The 25,802-nt window shown below is 68.1% G+C and carries 22 protein-coding genes; 11 read left to right on the forward strand and 11 right to left on the reverse strand.

Annotated elements, in window-relative coordinates:
- The first annotated feature begins 137 nt into the window (after window positions 1-137).
- Window positions 138-1,793 (forward strand): PucR family transcriptional regulator, encoded by a 1,656-nt coding sequence (locus D3226_RS09540; RefSeq protein WP_237462673.1) that lies wholly within the window; start codon window positions 138-140, stop codon window positions 1,791-1,793.
- A 24-nt stretch (window positions 1,794-1,817) separates the two neighbouring features.
- On the opposite strand, the gene D3226_RS09545 is transcribed toward D3226_RS09540, so the two are convergent.
- The gene (locus D3226_RS09545; protein ID WP_202382315.1) at window positions 1,818-2,492 is read right to left on the reverse strand and encodes a Maf family protein; all 675 of its coding nucleotides are present in this window, start codon (window positions 2,490-2,492) and stop codon (window positions 1,818-1,820) included.
- A gap of 94 nt (window positions 2,493-2,586) precedes the next feature.
- On the opposite strand from D3226_RS09545, the gene D3226_RS09550 reads away from it, so the two are divergent.
- The 6 genes from D3226_RS09550 (at window position 2,587) to D3226_RS09575 (ending at window position 10,188) form a co-directional block, all read left to right on the forward strand.
- A complete protein-coding gene (locus D3226_RS09550; RefSeq protein WP_202382316.1) occupies window positions 2,587-3,390 on the forward strand; it encodes an SCO4651 family lipoprotein in 804 nt (267 codons plus the stop codon).
- 95 nt (window positions 3,391-3,485) lie between these two features.
- Window positions 3,486-4,814 (forward strand): class I SAM-dependent RNA methyltransferase, encoded by a 1,329-nt coding sequence (locus D3226_RS09555; RefSeq protein WP_202382317.1) that lies wholly within the window; start codon window positions 3,486-3,488, stop codon window positions 4,812-4,814.
- Between the two features lie 77 nt (window positions 4,815-4,891).
- Window positions 4,892-5,848 carry a LysR family transcriptional regulator gene (locus D3226_RS09560; protein WP_202382318.1) on the forward strand — a complete coding sequence of 319 codons (957 nt, stop codon included), beginning with the start codon at window positions 4,892-4,894 and terminating at the stop codon, window positions 5,846-5,848.
- An 88-nt stretch (window positions 5,849-5,936) separates the two neighbouring features.
- Entirely contained in the window at window positions 5,937-7,376 is a 1,440-nt protein-coding gene (locus D3226_RS09565) for an MFS transporter (protein WP_202382319.1), read from the forward strand.
- On the forward strand, window positions 7,373-8,656 hold the full coding sequence (locus D3226_RS09570) for a M20 family metallo-hydrolase (protein ID WP_337248960.1): 1,284 nt from the start codon (window positions 7,373-7,375) through the stop codon (window positions 8,654-8,656). The genes D3226_RS09565 and D3226_RS09570 overlap by 4 nt, the downstream gene beginning before the upstream one ends.
- Before the next feature lie 44 nt (window positions 8,657-8,700).
- Window positions 8,701-10,188, forward strand: coding sequence for an amidase (locus D3226_RS09575; protein ID WP_202382320.1), 1,488 nt, complete (start codon window positions 8,701-8,703; stop codon window positions 10,186-10,188).
- A gap of 8 nt (window positions 10,189-10,196) precedes the next feature.
- Here the strand turns inward: D3226_RS09575 and D3226_RS09580 are convergent, their stop codons facing one another.
- The 3 genes from D3226_RS09580 to D3226_RS09590 form a co-directional block, all read right to left on the reverse strand.
- Window positions 10,197-10,601 (reverse strand): plastocyanin/azurin family copper-binding protein, encoded by a 405-nt coding sequence (locus tag D3226_RS09580; RefSeq protein WP_202382321.1) that lies wholly within the window; start codon window positions 10,599-10,601, stop codon window positions 10,197-10,199.
- A gap of 46 nt (window positions 10,602-10,647) precedes the next feature.
- Complete coding sequence (locus tag D3226_RS09585) at window positions 10,648-12,087, reverse strand: NAD(P)H-quinone dehydrogenase (RefSeq protein WP_202382322.1); 1,440 nt, start codon at window positions 12,085-12,087, stop codon at window positions 10,648-10,650.
- 75 nt (window positions 12,088-12,162) lie between these two features.
- Window positions 12,163-12,639, reverse strand: a complete 477-nt coding sequence (locus D3226_RS09590) for an SIP domain-containing protein (protein ID WP_202382323.1) — start codon at window positions 12,637-12,639, stop codon at window positions 12,163-12,165.
- A gap of 207 nt (window positions 12,640-12,846) precedes the next feature.
- Here D3226_RS09590 and D3226_RS09595 point away from each other — a divergent pair, with 207 nt between their 5' ends.
- The 3 genes from D3226_RS09595 (at window position 12,847) to D3226_RS09605 (ending at window position 17,952) form a co-directional block, all read left to right on the forward strand.
- Window positions 12,847-15,687 (forward strand): aminotransferase class I/II-fold pyridoxal phosphate-dependent enzyme, encoded by a 2,841-nt coding sequence (locus D3226_RS09595; protein ID WP_420029092.1) that lies wholly within the window; start codon window positions 12,847-12,849, stop codon window positions 15,685-15,687.
- A 74-nt stretch (window positions 15,688-15,761) separates the two neighbouring features.
- Window positions 15,762-17,135, forward strand: a complete 1,374-nt coding sequence (locus D3226_RS09600) for an amino acid permease (protein WP_202382324.1) — start codon at window positions 15,762-15,764, stop codon at window positions 17,133-17,135.
- 10 nt (window positions 17,136-17,145) lie between these two features.
- Entirely contained in the window at window positions 17,146-17,952 is an 807-nt protein-coding gene (locus D3226_RS09605; protein WP_202382325.1) for a purine-nucleoside phosphorylase, read from the forward strand.
- Here the strand turns inward: D3226_RS09605 and D3226_RS09610 are convergent.
- Window positions 17,949-18,143, reverse strand: a complete 195-nt coding sequence (locus tag D3226_RS09610; protein WP_202382326.1) for a hypothetical protein — start codon at window positions 18,141-18,143, stop codon at window positions 17,949-17,951. The two genes, D3226_RS09605 and D3226_RS09610, sit on opposite strands and share 4 nt — an antisense overlap.
- Here D3226_RS09610 and D3226_RS09615 point away from each other — a divergent pair.
- A complete protein-coding gene (locus D3226_RS09615; protein WP_202382327.1) occupies window positions 18,142-19,446 on the forward strand; it encodes a flavin monoamine oxidase family protein in 1,305 nt (434 codons plus the stop codon). The two genes, D3226_RS09610 and D3226_RS09615, sit on opposite strands and share 2 nt — an antisense overlap.
- Window positions 19,447-19,557: 111 nt before the next feature.
- Here D3226_RS09615 and D3226_RS09620 read toward each other — a convergent pair whose 3' ends face one another.
- The 6 genes from D3226_RS09620 to D3226_RS09645 all read right to left on the reverse strand — a co-directional run bounded on the left by D3226_RS09620 (window position 19,558) and on the right by D3226_RS09645 (window position 25,799).
- On the reverse strand, window positions 19,558-21,171 hold the full coding sequence (locus tag D3226_RS09620) for an amidohydrolase (RefSeq protein WP_202382328.1): 1,614 nt from the start codon (window positions 21,169-21,171) through the stop codon (window positions 19,558-19,560).
- 13 nt (window positions 21,172-21,184) lie between these two features.
- Window positions 21,185-21,547 carry a cupin domain-containing protein gene (locus D3226_RS09625; protein WP_202382329.1) on the reverse strand — a complete coding sequence of 121 codons (363 nt, stop codon included), beginning with the start codon at window positions 21,545-21,547 and terminating at the stop codon, window positions 21,185-21,187.
- A 71-nt stretch (window positions 21,548-21,618) separates the two neighbouring features.
- Window positions 21,619-22,989, reverse strand: a complete 1,371-nt coding sequence (locus D3226_RS09630) for an NAD(P)/FAD-dependent oxidoreductase (protein ID WP_202382330.1) — start codon at window positions 22,987-22,989, stop codon at window positions 21,619-21,621.
- Window positions 22,990-23,099: 110 nt separating this feature from the next.
- A complete protein-coding gene (locus tag D3226_RS09635; RefSeq protein WP_202382331.1) occupies window positions 23,100-24,128 on the reverse strand; it encodes an ATP-binding cassette domain-containing protein in 1,029 nt (342 codons plus the stop codon).
- Complete coding sequence (locus D3226_RS09640) at window positions 24,112-24,918, reverse strand: ABC transporter permease (RefSeq protein ID WP_202382332.1); 807 nt, start codon at window positions 24,916-24,918, stop codon at window positions 24,112-24,114. Before D3226_RS09640 ends, D3226_RS09635 begins: the two co-directional genes overlap by 17 nt.
- Window positions 24,918-25,799 carry an ABC transporter permease gene (locus D3226_RS09645; protein WP_202382333.1) on the reverse strand — a complete coding sequence of 294 codons (882 nt, stop codon included), beginning with the start codon at window positions 25,797-25,799 and terminating at the stop codon, window positions 24,918-24,920. The genes D3226_RS09640 and D3226_RS09645 overlap by 1 nt, the downstream gene beginning before the upstream one ends.
- Between the last annotated feature and the right edge of the window lie 3 nt (window positions 25,800-25,802).

Raw genomic sequence — 25,802 nt, forward strand, 5'->3', positions numbered from 1 at the left:
TCTACCATCGCCCGGGCCATTCCGGGCAATGTGTTCGAAGCTCTCGGCTTCGGTGATCCCAGTGTGGCACTGAGCGAAGCGCAACACGACCGACAAAGCATCGCAGAATTCGCCCGATTCCGTACAATATGTCTGACATGCACACTCCAGCCCCCGAATTCATCCCCATCACGGTGTCCGACGTGCTCGCCCTGCCGGAGCTGCAGGCGAGCGAACCCGAGCTCGTCGCGGGCGCCGCCGGGCTGTCCCGCAGCCTGCGTTGGGCGCACGTCGTCGCGGGCACCGGCGCCCTCGACCTCCTCGACGGCGACGAGCTCATCCTCACGACCGGTGCCGGCTGGCCGACGGACCGTGACGCGCTCGACGAGCTCGCTCGGAAGCTCGTCAGCGCGAACCCGGCGGCGGTCGTGTTCGAGCTCGGCACGCACTTCGCGGCCGCCCCAGACGCGCTTGCCGCGGTCTGCGAGAAGCGCGGGATCCCGCTCATCACCCTGCACCGCGAGGTGCGCTTTGTGCAGATCACGCAGCGGATCCACCAGCTCGTGCTCGCAGCCCAGACCGAGGCGTTGTCGGCCCGCGCCGAGGTGCACACGATGCTCACCGAGCTGGGCCTCAACCGCAGCCCAGTCGACTACGTGATTGAGCGACTCTCCGAGACACTCGACGCCCCCGTGGTGCTCGAGGACTCCGCTGAGCACGTGGTCGCGTGGGCAGCACCAGATCGGGATCCGGAACGTGTCCTGCGCCCTTGGGCGGCCGGCGCCGGTGCCGAACTTCCCGTGGGCTCCGAATGGGTGACCGTCGAGGCGCAAGAGCGTCGGTGGGGGCGACTCCTCGCGCTGCCCGGCCCCCCGCACCCGGCTGGCCGGCGCACGGTCCTCGAACTTGGCGCCTTCGCGCTCGCCCTCGGCAGGCTCGCCGACGCGAGCGGGGAGGCCTGGCTGCAGCTCAGCTCCAAGCAGCTCTTCGACACACTGCTGAGCGGGCGGTACCGGCGCGACACCGAACTCGCGACCCAGCTCGCCGCCGCGGGGCTGCCCGTGAGCGAGCGCGTGCTGCTTGGAGCAACCCTCCGCGGCACGGGCGACTTCGGTGCGCACGAATCGCTTGAGCGCGCGATTCTTGAAACCGCGCTGCGCCGCGCTGTGGCGCCCGAGGGACGGGTGATCCTCGTTCCTGACGACGGCGCCGTTGGCGGCAACGCCGCGCTCATCGCACTGCTCTCCTTCCCGCCGGAGGACCCGCGCGTCGCACCGCCGGTTGGGGGTGCCGCGCCGCCCCTCGCGGCACGGCTCGCACGTGAGCTCGACATGCTCCTCCCGTCGACCACCCCGGCGCCGTGGCGCGCACACCTATCGCTCGGCGCGGTGGGGCGCGGCGTGCGTGCACTCATCACCTCGCTTGAACGGGTGCGCGCGGCCGGCTCGCTCCGCCCGTCCGGGGCCATCGGCAGAGTCACGGCACAGCAGGCGGAGCGACAGGCCCTCGCGTACCTCGTGCGTGGGCTCTCCGCAGCCCCCGAAGTGCAGGAGTACGCGGCGCACACGCTCGGCCCGCTGCTCACGCACGATGCGGGATCGGGGCCGGGCCACACGGGCGATCTCATCGACGTGTTGCGCGCGTACCTCGACCACCCCACGAACCGCTCGCTCGCGGCACAGCGCGCGCGGCTCTCCCGCTCTGTGTTCTACCAGCGCCTCGCACTGATCGAAGAACTGCTCGACGTGGATCTCACCGACGGCACCACGATTGCCACGCTCGCGGTGGCACTGCTGGCCCGCGGCGAGGGATAGGGGGCGAGCGCGTGGCGTGGCGCGCTACACCTGCGGTGTCCAGAGCGCCGGGTACGAGTGCCCCAGCGTGCGCACGAGTTCTCGCAACTTCGGCAGCGACAGCCCGATCACACAGCTCGGCGCCCCCTCGATGCGCTCGATGAACGCGCCCGCGAGGCCATCGATCGCGAAGCCGCCGGCCAGCTCAAGCGGCTCCCCCGTCGCGACGTACGCGGCAAGCTCGTCATCCGTGAGATCGGCCGAGAGCGTCACGCTCGCAGTGTCCACTCCGCCCACCGCGGGGAGTTCGGCGGCGCTCGGCGCTGATCCCGATCCGCTCGTGCAATCAATCAGCCAGTGGCCCGAGTGCAGCACGCCCGTGCGTCCGCGGTGGTGCTGCGCACGGGCGAGCGCGATTTCGGGCTCGTGCGGCTTGCCGAGAATCTCGCCGTCGAGGAGGAACATCGAATCGCCGCCCAGCACGAGCCCGCCGCCCAGTTCGGCGATCTCTGCGCCGTGCCGCCGCACCACAGCTTCCGCTTTGAGCCGCCCCAGGTACTCGGTGAACTCCGGTGCCGACAGCGAGCGGCCGAGCTCCGCCTCACGAGCGGCCACCGCGGCGTCCTCATCGACCTCCGGCGAGAAACACACGGGTTCGATTCCCGCCCCGCGCAACACGGAGAGACGGGCTGGGGAGGTCGAGGCGAGGATGAGGCGCATGCCCCCAGCCTAGGCACTCTGGGCGGCATCGCGCGTGCGATCCGGCGCGCATGTTCGCACGGCGCGCCATTTCAACACGCGCTACCGTAGAAGCATGAAGCTCACACGGAAGTCCACTCTCACCGCGTCGCTCCTCCTCATCGGCGGCCTCGCGCTCTCCGGCTGCAGCACGGCGGAGGCCCCCGCGAAGGATGGCGCCGCGTCCTCCGAGCAGGCACCCGCGGCCTCGGGCCCGCTCACCGAAGACAACTTCATCGAACGTATCGCTGCGGCGCAGCTCGCCGCCGGCACGATGCACCTGTCGATGGATATGGGCGACAGCGTCGATGGCGGCCTTGAGGCGGATCAGCAGCTCGCCAAGGACCCCAAGCAGGCAAAAATGCGCATGACCATGTCCGCATCGGGCATGGAGAACGAGATCATCCTCATTGATGGCAAGCTCTACATGAACATGGGCGCGCTGTCGCAGAACAAGTACATGGATATGTCGGCAGACGAGGCCTCCGCAGGGAGCATCGACGCGATTCTCGAGCAGGCGAACCCCGAGGCGCAGCTGCAGGCGTTCCGCTCCGCGCTCACCGAGTTCTCGGCCGAGCCGAACTCCATCGAGATCGACGGCGTTAAGACCACCGCGCTCACGCTGACGCTCGACACGAAGAAGATGTTTGCGGCGAGCCTGCCCGAGGGCGCGACCGCCGATGAGCTCGTCTCGAAGCTCGGCGAATCGGTCGTCTACGAGATGTACGTCGGCTCGGACGACCTGCCCCGCCGCATCGTGATGCCGAATGTCGCCGGGCTCGGCACCGCAACGCAGAACTACACGAAGTGGGGCGAGCCGGTATCGATCGAAGCCCCCGCGGCCGACGAGATCATCGATCCCGCGAAGCTGCAGGGCTAGTCACCAGGCCGCGCGCTTCACGCGGGCGCGCGGCACAGCCACCGCCCCCGTTCTCCCCTGGCAGAGCCGCCGCTCAGCCATGGGAGAATGGGGGCATGGCTTTTCCTGAAACCCCCGCTGGCGCGCCCCTTGAGGTCGGCGCCGAGATCGAGCTCGACGTCACCGGTATCGCCCACGGCGGTGTGAGCGTTGCGCGCCACGAGGGTCGCGTTGTGTTCGTCGCAGACGCGATTCCCGGCGAGCGCGTTCGTGCCCGCGTCACCGACGCCAAGAAGAAGTCGTTTGCGCGCGCGGTGACCACCGCGGTCGTCGACGCGTCCGAGGATCGCCGCGACCATGTGTGGGATGCTGCGTCTCTCGAGCGGGATCCCGAGAACCGTGCGGGCGGCGCCGAATTCGGTCACATCGCGCTCGAGCGTCAGCGCATGCTGAAAGCCGAGGTGCTCACCGATGCGATGTCCCGCTTCGGTGGCGTCGAGTTCGCGGCCGAAGATGGCGAGGATCTCGCGGAGACGCTGGCGGAGCTCGTCGAGGCGGCACCCGGCGACGACGAAACGAATGGCCTCGGCTACCGCAGCCGGGTGCGTCTGCACGTCGATCCCGAGACGGGCGCGGTCGGGCCGTACGCGGCGCGCAGCCGTCGCGTGATCCCGGTCGACTCGCTGCCGCTCGCGAACGCAGGCATCGCACAGATCGCCCCGCTCGGCGACTTCATGCCCGGTGTCGCAACCGTCGATCTCGTCGCCCCGTCCGCGGACGATCCCCGCATGCTGCTCGGCATGGTCGGAGAGAAGACCCGCGCGGGCGCCAGCGACGCGGTGCAGGAACTCGTGGAGGATCGCGGCTTCCTCGTGCGCGCCGGTGGGTTCTGGCAGGTGCACCGCGAGGCTCCCGCCGTGCTCTTCACCGCGGTACGCGACGCGATTTCCGAGCTGATCGAAGACGGTCGCTTCGACCCCGCAGCGGGCAACCTCGACCTCTATGGCGGCGCCGGGCTGCTTGCCGCCGCGATGGCGGAGGCCGCGGGGCCCAGCCTCAAGGTCACCACGGTCGAGTCAGACGAAGCCGCGACTGATGATGCGGCCGAGAACCTTGCCGAGCTGGTCGGCGCGCTCGCGCTGACGGCACGCGTGGATCGCCACCTTGCGGAGCTCTTGAAGGCCCCTGCCTCGGTGCGCGATCGGCTGCGCCGCGGCACCGTCGTGCTCGATCCGCCCCGCTCGGGCGCCGGCGGCGGCGTCACCGGCCAGATCACCGAGCTCGCACCGGCGAACATCGTGTACGTGGCGTGCGACCCGGTCGCCCTGGCCCGCGACACGAAGACGCTGCGCGAGTCGGGGTACGAGCTCACCGGGCTGCGTGCCTTCGACATTTTCCCGCACACGCACCACTTCGAGTCGCTGGCGGTGTTCGAGCGCGAGTAGGCCCGCGCCTGGCCACCCCGGCCCGGGGTGGCCGGACTCACCGACGCACCCGAGCTACGCCCTGCCACAATGGGCGCATGACATCGTCGTTCACCCTCGTGCAGCTCCGCTACTTCGCCGCAGTGGCCCGACTCGAGCACATGACGGCGGCGGCCGCCGAGTTGAACGTCACGCAGTCCACCCTGTCGAGCGCGATCTCGCAGCTGGAGCGGGAACTCGACGTCCAGCTGTTCACCCGCATCCCACGCCGCGGGCTGCAGCTCACCCCGGCGGGTAAGGCACTCCTCGCGCGCAGCGGCGCCTTCCTCGAGGAGGCCGAACTCATCGAGCGTTCGGTGCGCTCCGCCGACGATGCGCTCACGGGCGAGATCACGGTGGGCATCTACGCCCCGCTCGCCCCCTTCCACGCCCCGTCGATCCTGGATCGATTTGAGGAGCGGTACCCCGGGGTAACGATCGAGTTTTTCGAGGGGGATCAAGGCACGCTGCAGGAAGCGCTGTACGACGGCCGATGCGAGCTTGCCCTCATGTACGACCTGGGCGTCGACGAGCGCTTTGACCGCACCGTCATCGACCGCATCCCGCCGCACGTGATCGTGCCGGAGGAGCACCCGGTGGCGCGAAGCGGACGCACCTCCGCGAGCCTCACCGAGTTCGCTGAGGAGCCGCTCGTACTGCTCAATCTGCCTCACACGCGCGACTACTACCTGAGCCTGTTTCGTCAGCTCGGCATCACGCCTCGGATTCGCCACGTTTCGCTCGGCTACGAGACTGTGCGCTCATTCGTGGCACGTGGGCTCGGCTACTCCGTGCTCAACCAGTGGCTTGATCACGGGGTCACTTACTCGGGCGCCCGCGTCGTCCCCCTCAGAATCGATGAGCCCCTCGCCCCCACGGAAGTCTCGCTCGTTCGTCGTCGCGGCCTCGTGCCCACGCAGAAATCCCTGGCCGTCGCACGAGTCTGCGCGGAGCTGGCGCAGGAGCGCCCGCACGCATCGAGAACGTCGATGCGTGCGAACGAAACTCCTCATTAGACCGATGCTTCGCACTCCTCCAAGATGAGGAGCACGCCCGCCCCTTCACCGACGCAGGGACCCCAGCTGGCGAAACCAGGAGGACGCAATGACGCCGCAATCCGAGACACAGACTTCCGCCGCTGCGGGCCCGCTCGGGGCCCCGCCCGCGGGGAGCCCCGAAGCTCCCTCCACCGATCCCGTCAACCTGCCCACCGGGCCGGTCTCCGTCACCGAGCGTCGTTCGCTCACCCGCGACCGCCGCCGCGTGCTTCTCGCAGGCAGCGTTGGCCAGTTCATCGAGTTCTACGACTTCAGCCTCTACGGCCTCTCCGCGCTCACGCTGTCCGCGCTCTTCTTCCCGACAGAGAACCCAGCGCTCGGCCTCCTCTCCACGTTCGCGGCGTTCGGCGTCGCGTTCTTCATCCGCCCCCTCGGCGGCCTGTTCTTCGGGGCGCTCGGCGACCGCTACGGCCGCCGCCCGGTGCTCTATGTCACGCTGCTCACGATTGGCATCGCGACCACCGCGATCGGGCTGCTTCCCACGTACGCGCAGATTGGCCTGTGGGCGCCCGTGCTGCTGGTGCTCTGCCGACTGCTGCAGGGCTTCTCCGCCGGCGGCGAGTCGGTCGGCGCCCCCGCATTCGTGTTCGAGCACGCGCCGAAGGATCGCCGCGGCTTCTGGCTGAATGTCACGCTCGCTGCCACCGCGCTCCCGTCGGTGGTGGGCGGCACGCTCATCCTTGTCCTCTCGCAAAGCATGTCGGCGGAGTCGTTCGAGGCGTGGGGCTGGCGCGTGCCGTTCCTCATCGCGCTGCCGCTCGCGCTGTTCGGACTGTGGATCCGCTCGCACACCGAGGAGTCTGCCGCCTTCAAGCAGGTGCAGCTCGAGCAGCAAGCGCAGCAGGAGGAGCACACTCCGATTCGCGACGCGTTCCGCGAGAACTGGCTGCAGATGCTGCAGGTCATCATGGTGATGGGCCTCACCGCGATGGGCTTCTACTTCCTCTCCGGCTACTTCGTCGCGTACGTGCAGACCGCGGGCGAGCTGAGCCGGGAGGCCGCGCTGCTCGCCAATGCGGCGGCCATGCTGCTGTACGCGCTGCTCCTGCCCATCGGCGGCAGGCTCAGCGACCGGTTCGGCCGCAAGCCGATGCTCATCGTCGGGTCGGCGGCGTACGCAATTCTTTCAGTCCCCGCGTTCCTCCTCGTCACCTCCGGGTCACTCACGCTCGCGCTGCTCGGCCAGTTCATTTTCGTGGTCGCCGCGTGCATCTACGGCGGTGGCTGCTACACCTTCTTCGTCGAGATCTTCACCACCCGCACTCGCTTCACCTCTGCCGCGGTCAGCTACAACGTCGGCTACGCGATCTTCGGTGGCACCGCGCCGTTCATCGGCACCTGGTTGGTCTCGGCAACCGGCTTCAACGCGAGCCCAGGTGTCTACATGGCGATCGCCGCGGCCGTCGTGTTCCTCGTTCTCATTCTGACCCGCATCCCCGAAACCCACCCGCTGAAGCGGACGCGCACGACAGGAGTCGCACAGTGACCACCGAAACCCTGAGCCAGGCACCCGCCCCCACGACCGCCGAGGTGAACGCGTTCCTCAGCGACTTCCACGAGGTTGCGACGATCGGCGCGACGCCCAACAACGGCGTTGACCGCCAGGCAGCAACACCCGAGGATCGTGAAACTCGCGAGTGGTTCCGCGCTTTCGCCGAGCAGCGCGGCTGGGAGGTGCGCGTCGATGGCATCGGCAACCAGTTCGCCCTCATCGAGCTCGTGCCCGGTGCGCCCTACGCGCTGCTCGGCTCTCACCTCGACTCGCAGCCACTCGGCGGACGTTTCGATGGGGCATACGGGGTGATCGCCGGGCTGCACGCGGCCGACCGTCTCGCCACGCGCCTCGCAGGCGACGCGGGCGCTGCGCCCAGCCTCAACCTCGCCGTCGTCAACTGGTTCAACGAGGAGGGCGGACGTTTCGCCCCCTCCATCATGGGCAGCTCCGTCTTCGCGGGGCTCAAGGACGAGGCCGAGATGCTCGCGGTGCAGGATCTGCGCGGCGTCACCGTCCGCGACGCCCTCGAGTCCATCGGGTATCTCGGTTCCGATGCGCGCCCGGAGATTGCCGCCTACGCCGAGATCCACATCGAACAGGGGCGCATCCTCGAGCGCGAGGGCCTGCCCATCGGCGCGGTCGATGCGAGCTGGCACACGCAGAAGCTCGACATCGAGGTGCTCGGTGAGCAGTCGCACACCGGCGCAACGCTGATGGGTGATCGCCACGACGCCCTGCTCGGCGCCGCGAAGGTGATTCAGCGCGTGCACGAGGTGACCGATCTCTTCCCGCCGGAGACCCTCGTCTCCTCCGTGGGCCAGCTGACCCTCGAGCCGAACTCGCCCATCGTCGTTGCGCGGCGCGTGCACCTGGTGGCCGATCTGCGCGCGGATGAGCGTGAGGTGGTGCTCGCCGCGCGGGAGCGGATCCTGAGCGACATTCGTGAGATCGAGGCAGAGCACGGGCTGGTCATCCACGCGCGTGACTTCGATGTGCGCGAGAACCAGTTCTACCCCGAGGCGGGCTTGGCCCTCGCGGAGGACGTCACCGCCGCGCTCGGCCACGACGCCCGTCGCATTCGCACGATGGCGGGCCACGACTCGGTCGCGATGAACCGTATCGCGCCCACCGTGATGCTGTTCATCCCGTCGGTCGACGGCGTGAGCCACTGCGAGCGCGAGTTCTCCCGCGACGAGGACATGGCGGTAGGTGTTGAAGTGCTCACCGAGGTCGCGTGGCGCCTCGTCCACGGGGCGCTCCCCCGCAGCTAATCGCCCCGCCCGCTTCCTCGCTCCCCCACGTTTCGGAGAAACTCATGTCGCTCACCGCTTCTGATCAGGCCCTCACCACGCTCGACGCCCAGGCCGCCCGCGCGCTCTTTCGCTCGGGTGAGTTGCGTCCCAGCGAACTGCTCGACGCAACGCTCGAGCGAATCGCTGGAGCGAATGGCGACCGAGAGAGCGGGATCAATGCCTTCACCGAGGTGCTCGCCGATGAAGCACGCGCGCAGGCAGCGCGAGCCGATACCCAGTGGGCGGAGGCGCGTGCGGCGGGGGTGGAGCCGCCGGCGCTTCTCGGGATTCCCGTGGCCACGAAAGAGAAGCACGGAATCGCGGGGCGCACAGTGAGCCAGGGACTCGCGGTACACCGGGGGCAGCTTGCTGCCGCGCATCATCCCGTGGTCGAGCGTGTGCTCGGTGCTGGCGGGATCATCCACGCGCGCACCACGTCGCCCGAATTCTCGTGCGCCACGGTGACGCACTCACCCGAGTGGGGTGTCACGCGAAACCCGTGGAACCTTGCCGCGTCGCCCGGCGGGTCCTCCGGCGGTGCCGGGGCCGCCCTTGCCGCCGGGATGGCGACTCTGGCAACCGCCTCCGACATCGCAGGGAGCACCCGCATCCCCGCAGGCTTCACGGGGACCGTCGGCTACAAGGCACCCTATGGTCGGATTCCCGGGCTGCCGCCGCTCGCCGGCGACTGGTACCGCGGAGACGGGCCGATGGCGCGCACGGTCGCGGACACGGCGCTTTTCGCTGGCGTGCTGAGCGGACGCCATGCCGTGGACCACGGTTCGTTCGGGGAGTCGCGTCCTCCCGTTCCCGCTGGCGGACTGCGCGGTGCCGCGGGGGTGGCCGGGCTGCGCATCGGGCTCAGCGTCGAGCTGGGCGACTATCCGGTTGCGGCCAGTGTGCGCGCGAACACAGAACGCGTCGCGGCGGCGCTCGAAGCTGCCGGAGCGGTGATCGTGCCCGTCGCGCTGCCCTGGACCACCGAGCGTATTTCTGCGACCACGTTTGCGCACTTCGGTCACATTCTCGGCCCGGCAATGGCCGAGATCACCGCGGGCACCGAAGACCTGCTCGCCGCGTACACGGGCCAGTTCATCGCCGATGCGGCCCGGGCAAGCGCCGGGATTTCCCTGCCGCAGTCGCTCGCACTCGATGCGACGCTGCAGGCAGAGCTCGCGTCGGCCATGCAGGGGCTTGATGCACTCCTTACCCCGACGCAGGCCGTCGAGATGCTCGACGCCGCCGGTGACTACCTGAATGGCATCGACACCGTCGACTCGGCGGGCCGCACTGTGCACCTCGCGCACTACTGGGAGGCGCACATGACGAGCCCGTTCAACGTGGCGAACCGCTGCCCGGTGCTCTCGGTGCCGAGCGGCATCTCGTCCGTGGGAGTGCCCACCGGCGTGCAGGTCGTGGGGCACCCGTTCGACGAAGCGACCGTGTTTGAGGTCGGTGCGGCGATCGAGGAGCTCACGGAGATGCCGGAGTTCCCGGCCCTCAATCGCTGACCCCAGTCCTAGGGCGCGACCGCCACCCGCACCACGCCCGTCATCTCGGGATGGATCGAGCAGAGGTAGTCGTAGTCGCCCGCCTCCTCGAAGAGGTGCGTGTAACTGCCCGTCTGCTGCAGCTCGGAGACGAAGCTGCCGTCTTTCGCGACCACGTCGTGCTCCATGCTGCCCTCGAACACCCAGCGCACCGCCTGGCCCGGCTCGATCTCCACCTCGCGCGGCTCGTAGCGGTTGTCGATCGCGCGCACCGTGATCGCGGCCTTCACCTTTTCGTCGGAGGGCACCACCTCGGGCTTCGACGGCGCACAGCCGCTCAGTGCGCCCGCGGCGCCCAGCCCAATGAGGCCAGCAACCCCGCCGAGCAGCCGGCGGCGCGAAACCGTGGTCGTTCCGATCGAGGTGCGTGACATGCGTGATCCTTCTCGTTCGTGGGTGGTGCCGCGGGCAGCGCCCCGGCTAGTGGCGGTGCAGAGCGCGCGCGGCGTCGGTGATCGCGCCCGTCATCGACGGGTATACCGCGAACGCGGAGGCGACCTGGTCGACGGTGAGCCGGTGCTCAACCGCGAGCGCCAGGGGGAAGATCAGCTCGCTCGCGCGGTGCGCAACGATCACGCCACCAATCACCGTGCCGGAGGCCTCCCACGCGAACAGCTTCACGAAGCCGTCGGTGAAGCCGATCATCTTCGCACGCGGGTTCACGCTGAGCGGGATCGTGTGCGAGATGGCCTTCGCCACATCCGCGTTGTCGGCCAGCGTGCGCTCGTTCCAGCCCACCGTCGCGATCTCGGGGTACGTGAACACGTTTGCCGCGACATTGCGCAGGTCGATCGGACGCACGAAGTCACCGAGCGCGTGCATAATGGCCGTGCGGCCCTGCATCGAGGCGACCGAAGCCAGCGGGTAGAAGTCGGTGCAGTCACCGGCGGCGTAGATCGACGGGACCGCGGTGCGCGCCACCTTGTTGACCTGGATGTGGCCGCTGTCGGTGAGCGTCACGCCGGCTTCTTCGAGTCCGAGCCCCGCAGTGTTCGGGATCGAGCCGACCGCCATCAGGCAGTGCGAGGCCTCGATCGTACGGCCGTCCTCAAGCTCAACGAGCACGCCCGCATCGGTGCGCGTCACGGTGGTGGCGCGCGACTTTGACATCACGTTCATGCCGAGTCGTGCAAACTCGCGCTCAATCACCGCGGCGGCGTCTGGGTCCTCGCCGGGGAGCACCTGCTCGCGGCTCGACACGAGCGTCACTTCAGCGCCAAGCGTGCGGTACGCGTTGGCGAACTCGGCCCCGGTGACACCGGATCCGACCACCACCAAGTGCTCAGGGATCGCGTTCAGGTTGTAGAGCTGCTTCCAGGTGAGGATGCGCTCACCGTCCGGCTTCGCGGAGTCGAGTTCGCGCGGGCTCGCACCCACCGAGACCACGATCGTGTCGGCTTCGATCCGATCGAAGTCCGTGCCTTCGCCCGCGGCGGCCGTCGAGACGAGCACCGCGTTCGGCCCGTCAAGGCGCCCCTCGCCCTGCACCACGCGCACGCCTGCGTCTTCGAGTGTGCGCAGCATGTCGACCGACTGCGAGCCGGCCATCGCGAGCAGGCGCTTATTCACTGCGGCGAGATTGACCGCGATCTCGGGGCGCACGGGCTTCCCGTCGCCGCCCGGCACGAACGCCTGCACGCCGAGCTTGCCCGAATCGCGCACCGCCTGCACCGCGCCGGCCGTGCCGATGAGGCTCTTCGAGGGCACCACATCGGTGAGCACCGCGGAACCGCCAACTCCGGCCGCTTCGATCAGCGTGACCTCGGCGCCGAGCTGCGCGCCTGCGAGCGCCGCCTCGTAGCCGCCGGGACCCCCACCCAGCACCGCGATCCGATGCTTCCGTTCATACGCTTTCGCCATGCCCTCAGTCTACGACCCGGCGGAGGCTTCGTGGCCACCGCGGTCAGTGAGCAGGGAGCCGCGATCCGCCCGCGCTCAGGCTTCTGCGCGCGCGCAATCCTGCGAGCAGGATCCGGGCCACCGCTTCTCCACGCGCCGGTCGAGCGCGGTCCAGTAGTTCTGCATCACGGGGCTGGTGCGTGCGCCAGTCCAGAGCTGGATGTTGCGCACCGCTTCGCTGTCAGCCCAGAGCCACTCGTCGAGCCACGCGTCGACGGCTGCGGCGAGCGCCTCTCCGCGGCGGCGGCCAACGCCGGGCCGGGGGCTCTCTTCGCGCTCTTCGCGACACAGCCAGGTGACGCCCACGTGTTTGGGGAGTGGGAGATCCACAATCTGGATCGGCGAGAACACCTCGACGAACACCTGCCCGTAACTGGACTCGGGGAGGGCGCGCAGCCAGGTGCGCAGCGCCGGCAAATCAGACGCATCACCCGCGGCGAGCACGCAGTCGATGCCGGCGGGGTCGACAACCGTCACCGCGTTCGGGCGGTCGGCAGGATCAGAAACACTCACACGCACTAGCTTAGGGCATCCTTACCAACATCGGGTGATCTCTCGGCGAACGGTCAGCCCGAAGGATCCCAGGCTGGATGACGCCCCGCGACACCCACGTTCCCGCCCCGGCATCCGGAAGCGCCTATGATCGACGGTCAAGGGCGCGCCAGGCAGCGCCCCGCCCCTGAGGCTCGCACAATGAAGTCAGTAAGGACAGGCACACCGATGACGAGGACCGAATCTCCCTACGACATGTCAGCGGACGCGTTCCGGCGCGGCCTCGGAACCATTGACATGGCGATTACGGGATCGATTCCCCTGCCCGGCGCCGACGCGGCGGGCCCGAGTTCTCAGATCGCACCGGCCCACGGCTCCTCGGGCCCCGTGCTCGAGCGGGATCCCGGTATGCCCTCCAGCACCTGGCGCATGCGCAGCGATGCATGGGAGTACCTACGCTTCGCGGTGAAGCGACTCGTCTACGGTGCCGACGAGAACACTGACCTTCTCGCGGCGGACGGCGAGATCCAGCGCTCGCTGCGTTCCCTCGAGACCGTTGAGATGTACTGGGCCGGCTTCGGCCAGCGCTACGTGATTGCGATCGGCGAGCTCCTCGAGGCCGGCGACTACCGCACGGCGCTCGAGCGCATCGGCCGGGTGGTCAATCGCCTGCGTGGCGACACGATCATCGATGAGCCACGCGACGAGTTCGGGGAGGATCAGGATCGCGCGGAGTTCGCGAGCGACCTCGATCCCCGTCCGCGCTTCGAAGTGCTCGTGATTGACGAGACGACGCCGGGCGACCGGGACGCAATGCGCGCCGAGGGGCTGCGACTCCGCAGCGCGGCGGACGCGTTCATCTACGAATTTGTCATCGTGCCGTCGGCGGACGACGCGGTCGCGGCGATCCTCACCAACCCCAACATCCTCGCCTGCGTGGTGCGCCCGGGCTTCAGCGAGCGCACGCGCCAGCGCCTCAGCCGAGATCTGCGCGAAACCATCGAGCTCGCCCGCGCCGAGGTGGCACCCGGTCCGGCGCCCTCACGCAGCTCGCTCGCATCCGTGCAGCGCGTGCTCGGCATCGCGGACACGCTTGCCGCGCTGCGCCCCGAGCTCGACCTGTACCTCATGGCGGGCGCGCACATTGAGGATCTCGCGGGCGCGCTGACCCGTCGCTTCCGCCGCGTGTTCCGCCGCGAGGACCAGCTCGAGCTGCACCTCTCGCTGCTGCGCCGCGTCTCACACCTGTACGACACCCCGTTCTTCACCGCGATTCAGGATCACGCGCGCCGCCCCGTCGGCGTCTTCCACGCACTCCCCGTGGCGCGCGGTGGCTCGGTCGTCTCCTCCAAGTGGATCCGCGACCTTGCCGACTTCTACGGCCTCAACCTGCTGCTCGCGGAGACCAGTGCGACATCGGGCGGGCTCGACTCTCTGCTCGCCCCGGTGGGTGCGATCAAGAAGGCGCAGGATCTCGCCGCCCGCGCGTACGGCGCAAAGCACACCTTCTTTGTGACGAACGGCACGTCGACCGCCAACAAGATCGTGCACCAGGCGCTTGTCGCCCCCAATGACGTCGTGATGGTGGATCGCAACTGCCACAAGTCGCACCACCACGCCGTCATGCTCACCGGAGCGCGCCCCGCCTACCTCGAGGCGTACCCGCTGAACGACTTCGCCTTCTATGGCGCCGTGCCACTCGACCGCATCAAGCAGCTGCTGCTCGACTACCGCGCACAGGGCCGCCTCGACGAAGTGCGCATGATCACGTTGACGAACTGCACGTTCGACGGCATTGTGTACGACCCGGAGCGCGTGATGGCCGAGTGCCTCGCGATCAAGCCCGATCTTGTGTTCCTGTGGGACGAGGCCTGGTTCGCGTTCGCCGCGTTCCACCCGGTCACGCGTCGCCGCACGGCAATGGCCGCCGCGAAGCGCCTCGAGCAGCGACTCGGCAGCGCGGCGCACGCGACCGCCTACCGCGAGCAGCAGGCCCGCCTCACAAGCGCCGACGGCAGCCCTGCCCCCGACGCCGCCTGGCTCGAGGAGCGCCTCATCCCCTCCCCCGACGCGCGGATTCGCGTCTACGCCACGCAGTCGACGCACAAGACCCTCACCGCGCTGCGCCAGGGCTCGATGATCCACGTCTACGACCAGGATTGGGTGCGCGAGGCCGAGGAGCCGTTCCACGAGGCGTACATGACGCACACCTCGACCTCACCGAACTACCAGATCCTCTCCTCGCTCGACATCGGCCGCCGCCAGGTGGAGCTCGAGGGCTTCGAGCTTGTGCAGCGCCAGCTCGACCTCGCGACGAGCCTCGCGCAGGCCATCGCACGCCACCCGCTGCTGCGCCGCACATTCCGCGTGCTCACCGCACACGACCTCGTGCCGCGTGAGAACCGTGGCGACGGTCGTCCCATGCCGCTCCGCGACGGCCTCTCCTCGATGTGGGAGGCGTGGGCCCACGACGAGTTCGTCGTCGACCCCAGCCGCATCACAATCGAGATCAGCCGCACCGGCGTCGACGGCGACACGTTCAAGCACGAGCACCTCATGGATCGCTACGGCATCCAGGTAAACAAGACGAGCCGCAACACCGTGCTCTTCATGACGAACATCGGCACCTCGCGCAGCGCAATCGCCTACCTCATCGAGGTGCTCGTGAAGCTCGCCGAACGGTTCGAGGAGATTCAGGCGCAGCGCGATCCCGATATCCCGCTCCCCGAGGAAGCGGAGATGCCCCCGCTGCCCGACTTCAGCTCGTTCTCCCCCGGCTACGCCACCGACGCGGTGCTGCCCGATGGTGACATGCGCGCGGCGTTCTTCCGCGGCCAGCAGCGGGGCGCGGTCGAGCACGTGCGCCTCGCAGATCTCAGCGAACGCGTGGCGCGGGGCGCCGCCCCCGTGTCCGCCGGGTTCGTCACGCCGTACCCGCCCGGCTTCCCCGTGCTGGTACCCGGCCAGGTCATCACCGCCGAGGTGCTCGATTTCATGGCGGTGCTCGACACCCGCGAGATCCACGGCTACGACCCGCGGCGGGGCTTCCGCATCCTGCGCGAGCAGTAGCCCCCGCCCGGAAGCGCTACCCTGGGGTCTTCCCCCGCGTGCATCCTGCGCGGGGGTCGATCCCGGAGTACCGCATGACCGATTCACCGCCGCAGGCCCTGCGGCGCACTCTCAAACCGCGCCACATCCAGATGATCGCGCTCGGCGGCGCCATCGGCACGGGGCTCTTCTACGGTTCCGCCGAGTCCATCGGGCTTGCGGGCCCCTCGGTGCTTCTCACGTACCTCATCGGCGGCGCAGTGATCTTCCTCGTCGTCCGAGCGCTCGGCGAGATGTCGGTCGACGACCCCGTGTCTGGGGCGTTCAGCCACTACGCGAACGTGAACTGGAGCGCGCGTGCCGGCTTCGTCTCGGGCTGGAACTACTGGTTCAACTACATCGCCGTGTCGATGGTTGAGCTCTCGGTCGTCGGTTCCTTCGTGAACTACTGGCTGCCCGACGTGCCGACCTGGGTGAGTGCAACGATCTTTCTCGTGCTCATCACCGGGGTGAACCTCGTTGGGGTGCGCGTGTTTGGTGAGACCGAGTTCTGGCTGGCCTGCGTGAAGGTCGCCGCCGTGATCGGCCTGATCGTGCTCGGCATTGTGGTGGTCGTGCTCGGGATCAACCACAGCGCTGACCTCCCCGATCCGAGCTTCGCGCACCTCTGGGATCAGGGCGGCTTCTTCCCGCTCGGCGCCGGGGGCACGCTGTTCGCCCTCGTCGTCGTGATGTTCTCGTTTGGCGGCACCGAGCTCATCGGCATCACCGCCGGCGAGGCCGAGCGGCCCGAGCGCACGATCCCGCGCGCCATCAACCAGGTGGTGCTGCGCGTACTGATCTTCTACGTCGGTGCGCTCGCCGTGATCATGGCGGTCGTCCCGTGGAACCAGCTCGACGGCTCGACCAGCCCGTTCGTGCAGATCTTCGACCGCATCGGCGTCCCCGGGGCCGCGCACATCCTCAACCTGGTGATGCTCACCGCCGTCATCTCCGTCTACAACTCGGGCCTCTACGCAAATGGGCGCATGCTCTACGCGCTCGCCCTCCAGGGCAATGCGCCGCGCTACCTGCGGCGCGTGTCACGCTCCGGGATCCCCATCTCCGGGGTTCTTACCTCCTCCGCAGTCACCGCGCTCGCCGTGGTCGTGGTGTTCCTGTGGCCCGAGTTCGCGTTCCAGATCCTCATGTCGGTGGCGCTCATCGCGGCGATTATCAACTGGTCGATGATCATGATCACGCAGCTGAAGTTCCGAGCGCGCATCGGGCCCGCGGGCGCCGCCGCACTCACCTTCCGGCTGCCGTTCGCCCGAGTGACGCCGTGGCTCGTGCTCGCGTTCTTCGCGTGCCTCCTCGTGCTCATGTGCTTCCACCCGGGGTACCGCACCGCCGTGCTTGTCGGCCCGATCTGGCTCGCGGTGCTCCTCGTCGCGTTCGAGGTGCAGCGGCGGCGGCGAGCGGCCGCGTAGGCTTGTCGGTATGAGCCAGGATCAGGATCCCATCGCCCTCGCCGCCGACGCCGCACGCGAGCTCGCTCGCCTCACCGGGGTGGAGCGCCACGACATTGCGCTGACGCTGGGCAGCGGGTGGGGTGGCGCAGCCGACGTGATCGGCGAGACGATCGCCGAGATTCCCGCGGAGCAGGTTCCCGGCTTCCACGCCTCCGGTGTCGCCGGCCACTCGGGCACGCTGCGCTCGATCCGGCTCGAGAACGGCACGCACGCGCTCATCATTGGGGCGCGGACGCACTTCTACGAGGGACGCGGCGTGCGGGCGACTGTGCACGGCGTGCGCACGGCAGCCGCTGCGGGCGCGAAGATCATGGTGCTCACGAATGGCGCCGGCGGCGTTGATCCGGCGTTTAAGGCTGGTGAGGCCGTGCTGATCAGCGATCACCTGAACCTCACCGCGACATCCCCGATCGAGGGCGCCAACTTCGTTGACCTCACCGATCTGTATGCGTCACGGTTGCGCGATGTGGCACGCAGCGTCGAGCCATCGCTTCAGGAGGGCGTGTACGTGCAGCTGCCCGGCCCGCACTACGAGACGCCCGCGGAGATCCACTACCTTCGCACGATCGGCGGCCAAATCGTGGGCATGTCGACCACGCTCGAGGCGATCGCCGCGCGCGAGGCCGGCATGGAGATCCTTGGCCTGTCGCTCATCACGAACCCGGCCGCGGGCATGGGCGAGGATCCGCTGAACCATGAGGAAGTGCTCGAGGCCGGCCGCGCCGCGGCTCCGCGCCTGGCAGACCTGCTGCGCCGCGTGGTCGCCGCACTCTAGGCAGCGCCCCGCCCCGCCGGCGTGCGCTCCCTCGGTGGGGAGCCCGCGCCGCGCAGCTCGGGCACCGCGGCCTCATATTTTCGTATGAGGGCTCGGGCGAACTGGGTGGGATCGTCTGCTGCGGCAGCGCCGCCCGCGCCGATACGCTGGAAATCCACGGGGGCAACGAAGCCTTGAAGAGGAGAAGACATGCAGTCGGTTGACGTCGTCGTCATCGGTGCCGGGTTCGCGGGGCTCACTGCCGCGCGCGAGCTCGGGCACGCCGGGTTCGAAGTACTCACGCTCGAAGCGCGCGACCGCGTGGGTGGGCGCACCTGGACGGAGAAGCGCCTGGGGCACGAGCTCGAGCTCGGCGCGAACTGGATCCACTGGGTGCAGCCCCATGTGTGGGCCGAGATGACCCGGTACGGGCGGGAGATGATCCGCAGCCCGCGCGCTGACGAAGCGTATTGGCGCGGGGCCGACGGTTCCGCGAGGCAGGGCACGCTCGACGAGTTCATGGCGCTCATCGATGAGGGGCAGCAGCTGCTCATCGATGACGTGCGAGAGGCGATGCCGCGGGGCTCGGAGCCAACGGTCGGCACCATTCAGGAACTTGATTCGCTGAGCATTCAGGATCGCTTTGACGAGCTGGGGCTCGACCCCGAGGCGCGCGCCGCGAACGAGTCTGTCTGGGTGGGGCATGTCAACGCACCGCTCAACCAGGTGGGACTCTCGAGCGCTCTCCGGTGGGTGGCGGCAACGGGTGGCCACTGGCAGCTCATGCACGAAGCCTCGTCCACGTATCGCGTGGTGGACGGCATGCGGGCATTCACCGACGAGATCGCAAAGGATGTGCCGGGCGAGATTCGCCTGGGCGCCACCGTTGTGTCGGTCATCCAGGAGGACGCAGGAGTGATCGTCAGGACGGCCGACGGCGCGCAGATTCGTGCACGTCGCGTCGTGAGCACGCTGCCCGTCAACGCGATCGCCGGTATCGAGTTCACCCCGACGCTCCCACCAGTGTGGGATCGTCAGTCCACCGAGACCGTCGCGTCACAGGGCACGAAGGTGTGGATGCGCGCCACCGGGCACGTGCCGCGCTTCTTCGCGTACGGCACCCAGCACGACGCGCTCTCGGTGCTGAAGGCGGAGTTCTACCTCAGCGACGAGCGGGGGGACTACACGCTGCTCGTGGGCTTCGGGCCGGAGCACGCGCGGGTTGATCCGGATGACCTCGCCGGGCTGCAAGCCGCGGTTGACGCTGTGCGCCCGGGGCTCGAGATCACCGAGGCGACCGCGCACGACTGGATGACCGATTCACTCGCCCAGAACACCTGGATGACGCACCGCCCAGGCCAGCTCACGCGCGATCTTGCCGAGCTGCAGGAGCCCGCTGGCGCCGTGCACTTCGCGACAACCGACAACGCAAACCTCTGGGGCGGGTTCATCGACGGCGCCATCGAGAGCGGCCTCCGGGAGGCCCGCCGGGTGGCGGCCGCCCTTCGCGCATAGCAGCGCCCCCTCACCACGCGAATCGGGGTCACTTCGGCAGGGTGTTGCGCACGTATGGTGTGCGACACCGTGCCGAAGTGACCCCGATTCGGGTGCAGGGCGGCCGGGCGACTACGCCTCGTGGACCACGCGTCCCTCGACCACGGTGAGGCGGATCGGCAGCTCGGGCAGCTCGTCCGGCGTCGCCACAACCGGGTCGGCACCCCACACCGTGAGATCGCCGACCGCGCCCACGGCCAGCACGCCGCGGTCTGCGTGGCCGCGCGCCTGGGCCGGCCACAGCGTGTACGCGAGCACCGCCTCTTCACCCGTGAGCTGCTGGTCCGGCTCGAAGACGTGGGCGTGCGCATCGCCCGGCGTGCGCCGGCCGCGCGCCCAGGCCATGCCCAAACGCGGGTCGTACTGCGCCACCGGCCAGTCCGAGCCCAGCGTCAGCTGCACGCCAGCGTTCAACACATCGCGCACGCGATAGCCGGTCGCGTCGCGTCCCTCGCCGAGGCGAACCGTCCAGTTGTCGCTGTGGTCGGCCGCGCGCCACTGCATGTGCAGGGGCTGCATCGACGCAGTCACGCCCGAGCCGCGCAGCTGCGCCACATCCTCATCCGACAGCACCTCAAGGTGCTCAATCGAGTGGAACGGCAGGCCGTCGCGCTCCGGCAGGGTGGCGTACACGTCGAGCACCTGGCTCACCGCATAGTCCCCCACCGCGTGCGTCGCAATCAGCATGCCCGCATCGTGGTACGCGCGCACCACCTCGCCGTAGCGCTCCCAGCTCGGCCAGAACGGCACCCGACCATCGCCGCAGGCATCAACGCGGTGCAGCCACGCGGTGCCCGTGTCGATCACCCCGTCGCTGAAGAGCTTGATCGCGCCGGTCTGCCACAGGCGTCCCGCCCGATCCTTCCCTGAGATCACGCGCGCCACGTCCTCATCGGTGTCGCTCACGGCGTGCCAGTGGTGCACGGTAACGCGATGATCCAACTCGCCACGCTCTTCGAGCTCACCGAGCAGCTCGACGGTGCGATCCTTGCCGTCCATGATCGCGCCACCCGTAAGCCCCACCGCCGCGAGCGTGCGGAACATGTCGCGCAGCCCCTCACGCTCTTCCTCGTGGCTCGGCTTCGGCGCAGCATCAAACAGAATTTGGTACGCGGTCGGCTCACGAAGCTCGCCGGTGGGCGTTCCGTCCGCATCCACCACGATCTCGCTGGCGTCCTCGAACTCACGCGCCCCGGTGATCCCCGCTGCGGCGAGCGCCGGGGCGGTGCCGAGGCCGGTGTGCAGGTCGTAGCAAATGAGCGCGACCGGGCGACCGGGCGCCGCGTCGGCGAGCAGATCACCACGCAAACCGGTCTCTTCAAACGGCTCGTACTCGAGGTTCCAGCCGCGCACCCACGCCCCCTCGGGGAGACGTGCGTGCTCTGCCGCAATCGCCGCTCGCAGCTCGTCGATCGTCTCGAGCCCGCCCAGGTTGATCCCGGCGGTCACCTCAGCCGCCCAGTGCGGGTGCGTGTGCGAGTCAAAGAAGCCCGGCGTGATGGTGGCGCCTGCAAGATCCCGCACCGCGATCCCACGCTCTTCGGCCGCCGCACGCACCGTGGCGTCGTCCCCGATGAGCGCGATCCGCCCCTCCTGAATGAGCAGCGCCGTCGCGTCCGCGCCGGTCTCCGTGTTCGTGCGCAGCCGCGCGCCAACCAGCGCGAGATCGCCTCCGAGCTGTGCCATGTTGCTCCTAGCCTTAGTCCTGGATCGTGGTGAAGTGCTTGCGCAGCGGCTCGTGCACATGCCAGGTGCCCGCCCAGCCGGACGGCATCACCATCACGTCACCGGGACCGAACTCCTCCGGCGCTGCGCCGGCCACCTCAATCGTGACACGACCGGACAGGATCGTGCAGATCTCCGTGTACCCGATGCGCTCCGCCGTGAACGAACCCGGCGTGCACTCCCACAGTCCGGTGTCGATGCGATCGGCAGAGCCACCCGTCCACACCGGAAGCGAGGCCTCAGTGAGGCCCGGGGTCGTTGCGGTCGGCTTGGGTGCGTGCGCTCCCAGATCGGCCGCGGCCGTATCGTGCACAGCAAGCGTGGGGATCGTGGTCATTCGTGGTCCTCCTGAAACTGATGGGAAATAGTTGCCGACCCAGCTCGGCCGGGCCGGCAGATCGGGATCGGCTAGCCGCGGCCCGTAATGACGTCGGCGATGTGCGCGATCGGTGAGGTCTTCTGGCGGCCAGCAAGCTCACTGCGGTCAGCAACGCCGTACGCGGCGTACAGCCCCTTGGTTGCAATCCAGCGGAGCGGCTCCGGCTCCCACTTGCGCACGCGGTGGTTCACCCAGGGCAGGCTAGCGATCTCGCTGTCATTGCCCAGAATCAGGTCGGTGATGGTGCGACCGGCGAGGTTCGTCGAGGTCACGCCGGTGCCGACGTAGCCACCACCCCAGGCGATCCCGGTCTGCCGATCGAGGCCGACGGTCGCAGCCCAGTCACGCGGCACACCGAGTACGCCCGACCATAGGTGTTCGACCGCGGCGCCACGCGTCGCCGGGAAGAAGCGGTGCAGGATCTCGCTGAGCGTCTTCGCCGTCACCTCAGGGGTCTGGCCATCGGTGTCCGTCTTCGAGCCGTACTTGTAGGGCACGCCGCGGCCGCCAATCGCAATGCGGTCATCGGCGGTGCGCTGCGCGTACATGTAGACGTGCGCGAAGTCGCCAAGCACCTCGCCCTGGCTCCAGTTCAGCTCGTCCCACACGTCCTTCGAGAGTGGTTCGGTGGCGATGAGGGAGGAATTCATGGGCAGCCACAGGCGGTGCAAGCCCTTGAGGTTGGCGGTGAACCCCTCCGTGGCGCGCACCACGTACTGTGCGGACACGGTGCCGTGCGTGGTGCGAACCGTGTGCGGGCTGATCTCCACTGCGCGAGTCCGCTCGTAGATCTCAACGCCCAGGCGCTCCACCGCGTCGGCGAGGCCGCTGGCAAGCTTTGCGGGTTGGATCCGCGCGCTGTGCGGGTGCCACACTGCCGCCCGCGTATTCGCCACATTGATCTTGGCCATCGCCTCGGGGGCTTCGAGCAGCTGCAAGTCCGCGCACTTCCACTGCTGCTCGGCTGCCGCGTAGGAGCGAATGCGCGCTTCCTGGGCCGGGGTGTACGCGACGTTGAACTCGCCGCCCTTCTTGATGTCAGCGTCGATGCCTTCGGCGGCGGCAACGCGAATCACCTCGTCGACGGTCTCGTTCATGGCGCGCTGGAACCGCTCCGCCGCATCACGGCCGTGCGTCTTCACGTACTGCTCGCGCCCACCCGTGATCGCGGAGGTGAGCCAGCCACCGTTCCGACCAGAGGCCCCATATCCCACGTGGCGCTGCTCGATGATCACCACGCGCAGGTCGGGCTGCGCCTGCTTGAGGTAGTACGCGGTCCAGAGGCCCGTGTAGCCGGCACCGACGATGGCCACGTCGGCGCTGAGGTTACCCGGCAGTTCAGGTCGCGTCTTGGGGGCGCCAATCTGCTGCCACCAGTGGGACACGTTGCCGTTGATCATGATGCTTCTTTCTGTGAGGGGTGGGGTGATGCAAGTTCAGAAGGGGACGCATCCGCGGGTGCGGGTACGCGGTGCCGGGCGGTTGGCCTCGCCCGGCACCAGTGTCGAAGTCAGGCGGGCAGTGTGGCCACCTGGTCGGGGTGCCATGCGAGGACTGCGGGGCCACCAGTAGTCCCGAGCCACTCGAGTTCTTCAGCGCCGCGAATCACACCGGCGATCGGTTCGGGGATCCCTGTTCCGCTCAACTCGATCTCGTGCTTCCAACCGGAGCCAAGGTAGACCGACTGCCGGACTGTGACCTGAGCGCTCTGCATCCCAAACGGGACCTCTGAGCCGGGCCGCAAGAGTTCGCCGTGCTCGGGACGAACCACCGTAGTGGTCACCCCATCTTCGCTCGGCACCATCGTCGACTCCCCAATGAACCCAGCGACGAAGAGCGATGCCGGACGCTCGTAGAGCTCCTTTGCGGTGCCAACCTGCTCGATTCGACCGTTGTTGAAGACGGCGATCCGGTCCGAGAGCGTGAGCGCTTCTTCCTGGTCGTGCGTGACGAACACAAAGGTTCGGCCCACCTCGCGATGGATGCGACGCAGCTCAAGCTGCAGGCGCTCCCGCAGGTTCTTGTCGAGCGCGCCGAGCGGCTCGTCGAGAAGCAGAACCTTCGGCTGGAACACCAGAGCGCGAGCAAGCGCAACACGCTGCTGCTGCCCGCCCGAGAGCTCGGCCGGGTAGCGATCTTCATACCCCGAGAGGCCGGCCGTCTCGAGCGCTTCGTGCACCAGAGTTGCGGTCTCCGATTTCGAGACCTTCCTCCTGGCGAGCGGGAAGGCAACGTTGTCGAACACACTCATGTGCGGGAAGAGCGCATAATGCTGAAACACGATCCCCAGATCGCGCTTGTGCACGGGGACGTCCGCCATCTGCTTCCCGTCGATGCGCACATTCCCGGTGGTGAGGTCGGTGAAGCCTGCAATGAGGTTGAGCGTCGTCGTCTTGCCAGAACCCGACGGGCCGAGGAACGTCATGAACTCGCCAGGCTCAACGGTGAGACTCACGTTATCGAGCGCGATTGACTTGGGGTAGTGCTTGGAGACTCCGTCGAGGCGGATCTCTGCGCCGCGGTTACTTGGCTCGGGCACGGGTTTTCCTTCCGGAGAGGGTGAGTCCCAGCACGACGAGCGCGGTCGTGATGAGGAGAATGACGGTTGCCGCTGCGGCAAGCGTCGGATCGGTGTCACGTGTGACGCTGGAGTACATCAGCACGGGAAGCGTGTTCAGGTACGGGCTCTTGATGAAGAGGGACAGCATCACTTCATCGAACGAGGTGACGAACGCGAAGAGCGCACCCGAGATCATGCCGGGCACAATGTTCGGCAGTGTCACACGCATGAATGTGGTGAACCGATTCGCGCCGAGGCTCATCGCAGCCTGTTCGAGGCGCGAGTCGAACCCAGCAAACCCGGCGGTGATCGCCACCACCGTGAACGGGAGAGCAAGTACAGTGTGCGCGAACACGAAACCGAGCAGTGTGCCGACGAGCCCAGCTTTGAGGAAGACCGCGTACAAACCGATCGCCACAACGATGCCGGGCACGACCATGGGTGAGAGTAGACCGAAGGTCAGACCTGCAATCAGCTTCTTGTTTGCCATCTGCCGCAGGCCCAACGCTGCGAGAAGGCCAAGCAGTGTCGCCAGTGCCGCGACCAGCAGCCCGATCAGCAATGAGTTGCCGAGTGCAGCCGTCCACTGAGGGTTTGTGAAGAACGACTCGTACCATCGCCAGGACCACCCGGTGGGAGGGAAAACAAGCGATGCTTTGTCAGTGAAGCTCAGCGGAATCACAATCAGGCTGGGGGCGACGAGCCAGATCGAGACGAGCGCGGCGACCACCCAGAGGATGGTCTTTGTAACTGGATGAGTTTTCAGCATTACAGCACCTTCACCTTGATGCCCTTGCGGCTACTGAGCTTCGCAATCAGGCCGATGATGCCCAGCAGGATCACCGTGATGACGAGCAGGATCACGCCCAGCGCGCCACCACGACCCCATTCGAGCAGGCCGGAAACCTGTGCGTAGATGGATTGTGCAAGCATGCTGTCGGACGGGGATCCCAGGAGCGCCGGAGTGACGTAGAAGCCGAGCGCCTGAATAAAGACCAGCAACGAGCCTGCGGCAACACCTGGCATACTCAGCGGCACGAAGACCTTCAGAAATGCAACCGATGGCCGGGCACCGAGTGATCGCGCCGCGGTCACGAGGCGCAGGTCGATGCCGCTCATCACTGCGTAGAGCGGCAGCACCATGAACGGCATGAGCACGTGGCTCAGGCCGATGACCACTCCTGTGTTCGTACGCAGCAGCTCGAGGGGACCGATCCCGATCAGGCCGAGCAAAGAGTTCACCACGCCGCCGTCCTGCAGCAGCACGATCCAGGCAAAGGTTCGGATCATGAGTGAGGTCCAGAACGGGATCAGTGCGATCACGACGAGCACGGTTCGAGCTTTCGCCCCCACAATCGTCATGAGGTAGGCGTAGGGGTAGGCGAGCGCCAGACAAATCACCGTCGCGAGGAGCGCGTTTCCAAAGGTACGCGCGATCACCGCGAGGTTGTTGGGATTGGTCAGCGCCCAAGAATAGTTCTCTAGGCCGAGCGTCGGCTCGCTGAAGCTCCGCCACACGCTCTCGAGCAGCGGGTATGCGAACACCCCAATCAGGAGGGCGTACGCAGGGAGCAGCAGAAGCCACGCCCGACCGGAGGGGCGAGGAGCTTTGGGCTCCCTGCCGCCTCCGATCAGTGCGGTCTCAGCCATGGT

Origin of the sequence: Leucobacter chromiireducens subsp. chromiireducens (assembly GCF_016758255.1) — a bacterium.
GTDB classification, from domain to species: domain Bacteria; phylum Actinomycetota; class Actinomycetes; order Actinomycetales; family Microbacteriaceae; genus Leucobacter; species Leucobacter chromiireducens.

Excerpts from the sequence above, each read along its gene's own strand:
- D3226_RS09600 (WP_202382324.1), top strand. The coding sequence starts at position 15,762 with ATGACCGATTCACCGCCGCAGGCCCTGCGGCGCACTCTCAAACCGCGC.
- D3226_RS09560 (WP_202382318.1), top strand. The coding sequence starts at position 4,892 with ATGACATCGTCGTTCACCCTCGTGCAGCTCCGCTACTTCGCCGCAGTG.
- D3226_RS09595 (WP_420029092.1), top strand. The coding sequence starts at position 12,847 with ATGACGAGGACCGAATCTCCCTACGACATGTCAGCGGACGCGTTCCGG.
- D3226_RS09630 (WP_202382330.1), bottom strand. The coding sequence starts at position 22,989 with ATGATCAACGGCAACGTGTCCCACTGGTGGCAGCAGATTGGCGCCCCC.
- D3226_RS09645 (WP_202382333.1), bottom strand. The coding sequence starts at position 25,799 with ATGGCTGAGACCGCACTGATCGGAGGCGGCAGGGAGCCCAAAGCTCCT.
- D3226_RS09575 (WP_202382320.1), top strand. The coding sequence starts at position 8,701 with ATGTCGCTCACCGCTTCTGATCAGGCCCTCACCACGCTCGACGCCCAG.
- D3226_RS09540 (WP_237462673.1), top strand. The coding sequence starts at position 138 with ATGCACACTCCAGCCCCCGAATTCATCCCCATCACGGTGTCCGACGTG.
- D3226_RS09625 (WP_202382329.1), bottom strand. The coding sequence starts at position 21,547 with ATGACCACGATCCCCACGCTTGCTGTGCACGATACGGCCGCGGCCGAT.
- D3226_RS09610 (WP_202382326.1), bottom strand. The coding sequence starts at position 18,143 with ATGTCTTCTCCTCTTCAAGGCTTCGTTGCCCCCGTGGATTTCCAGCGT.
- D3226_RS09565 (WP_202382319.1), top strand. The coding sequence starts at position 5,937 with ATGACGCCGCAATCCGAGACACAGACTTCCGCCGCTGCGGGCCCGCTC.
- D3226_RS09605 (WP_202382325.1), top strand. The coding sequence starts at position 17,146 with ATGAGCCAGGATCAGGATCCCATCGCCCTCGCCGCCGACGCCGCACGC.
- D3226_RS09580 (WP_202382321.1), bottom strand. The coding sequence starts at position 10,601 with ATGTCACGCACCTCGATCGGAACGACCACGGTTTCGCGCCGCCGGCTG.
- D3226_RS09550 (WP_202382316.1), top strand. The coding sequence starts at position 2,587 with ATGAAGCTCACACGGAAGTCCACTCTCACCGCGTCGCTCCTCCTCATC.
- D3226_RS09555 (WP_202382317.1), top strand. The coding sequence starts at position 3,486 with ATGGCTTTTCCTGAAACCCCCGCTGGCGCGCCCCTTGAGGTCGGCGCC.
- D3226_RS09620 (WP_202382328.1), bottom strand. The coding sequence starts at position 21,171 with ATGGCACAGCTCGGAGGCGATCTCGCGCTGGTTGGCGCGCGGCTGCGC.
- D3226_RS09640 (WP_202382332.1), bottom strand. The coding sequence starts at position 24,918 with ATGCTGAAAACTCATCCAGTTACAAAGACCATCCTCTGGGTGGTCGCC.
- D3226_RS09545 (WP_202382315.1), bottom strand. The coding sequence starts at position 2,492 with ATGCGCCTCATCCTCGCCTCGACCTCCCCAGCCCGTCTCTCCGTGTTG.
- D3226_RS09585 (WP_202382322.1), bottom strand. The coding sequence starts at position 12,087 with ATGGCGAAAGCGTATGAACGGAAGCATCGGATCGCGGTGCTGGGTGGG.
- D3226_RS09615 (WP_202382327.1), top strand. The coding sequence starts at position 18,142 with ATGCAGTCGGTTGACGTCGTCGTCATCGGTGCCGGGTTCGCGGGGCTC.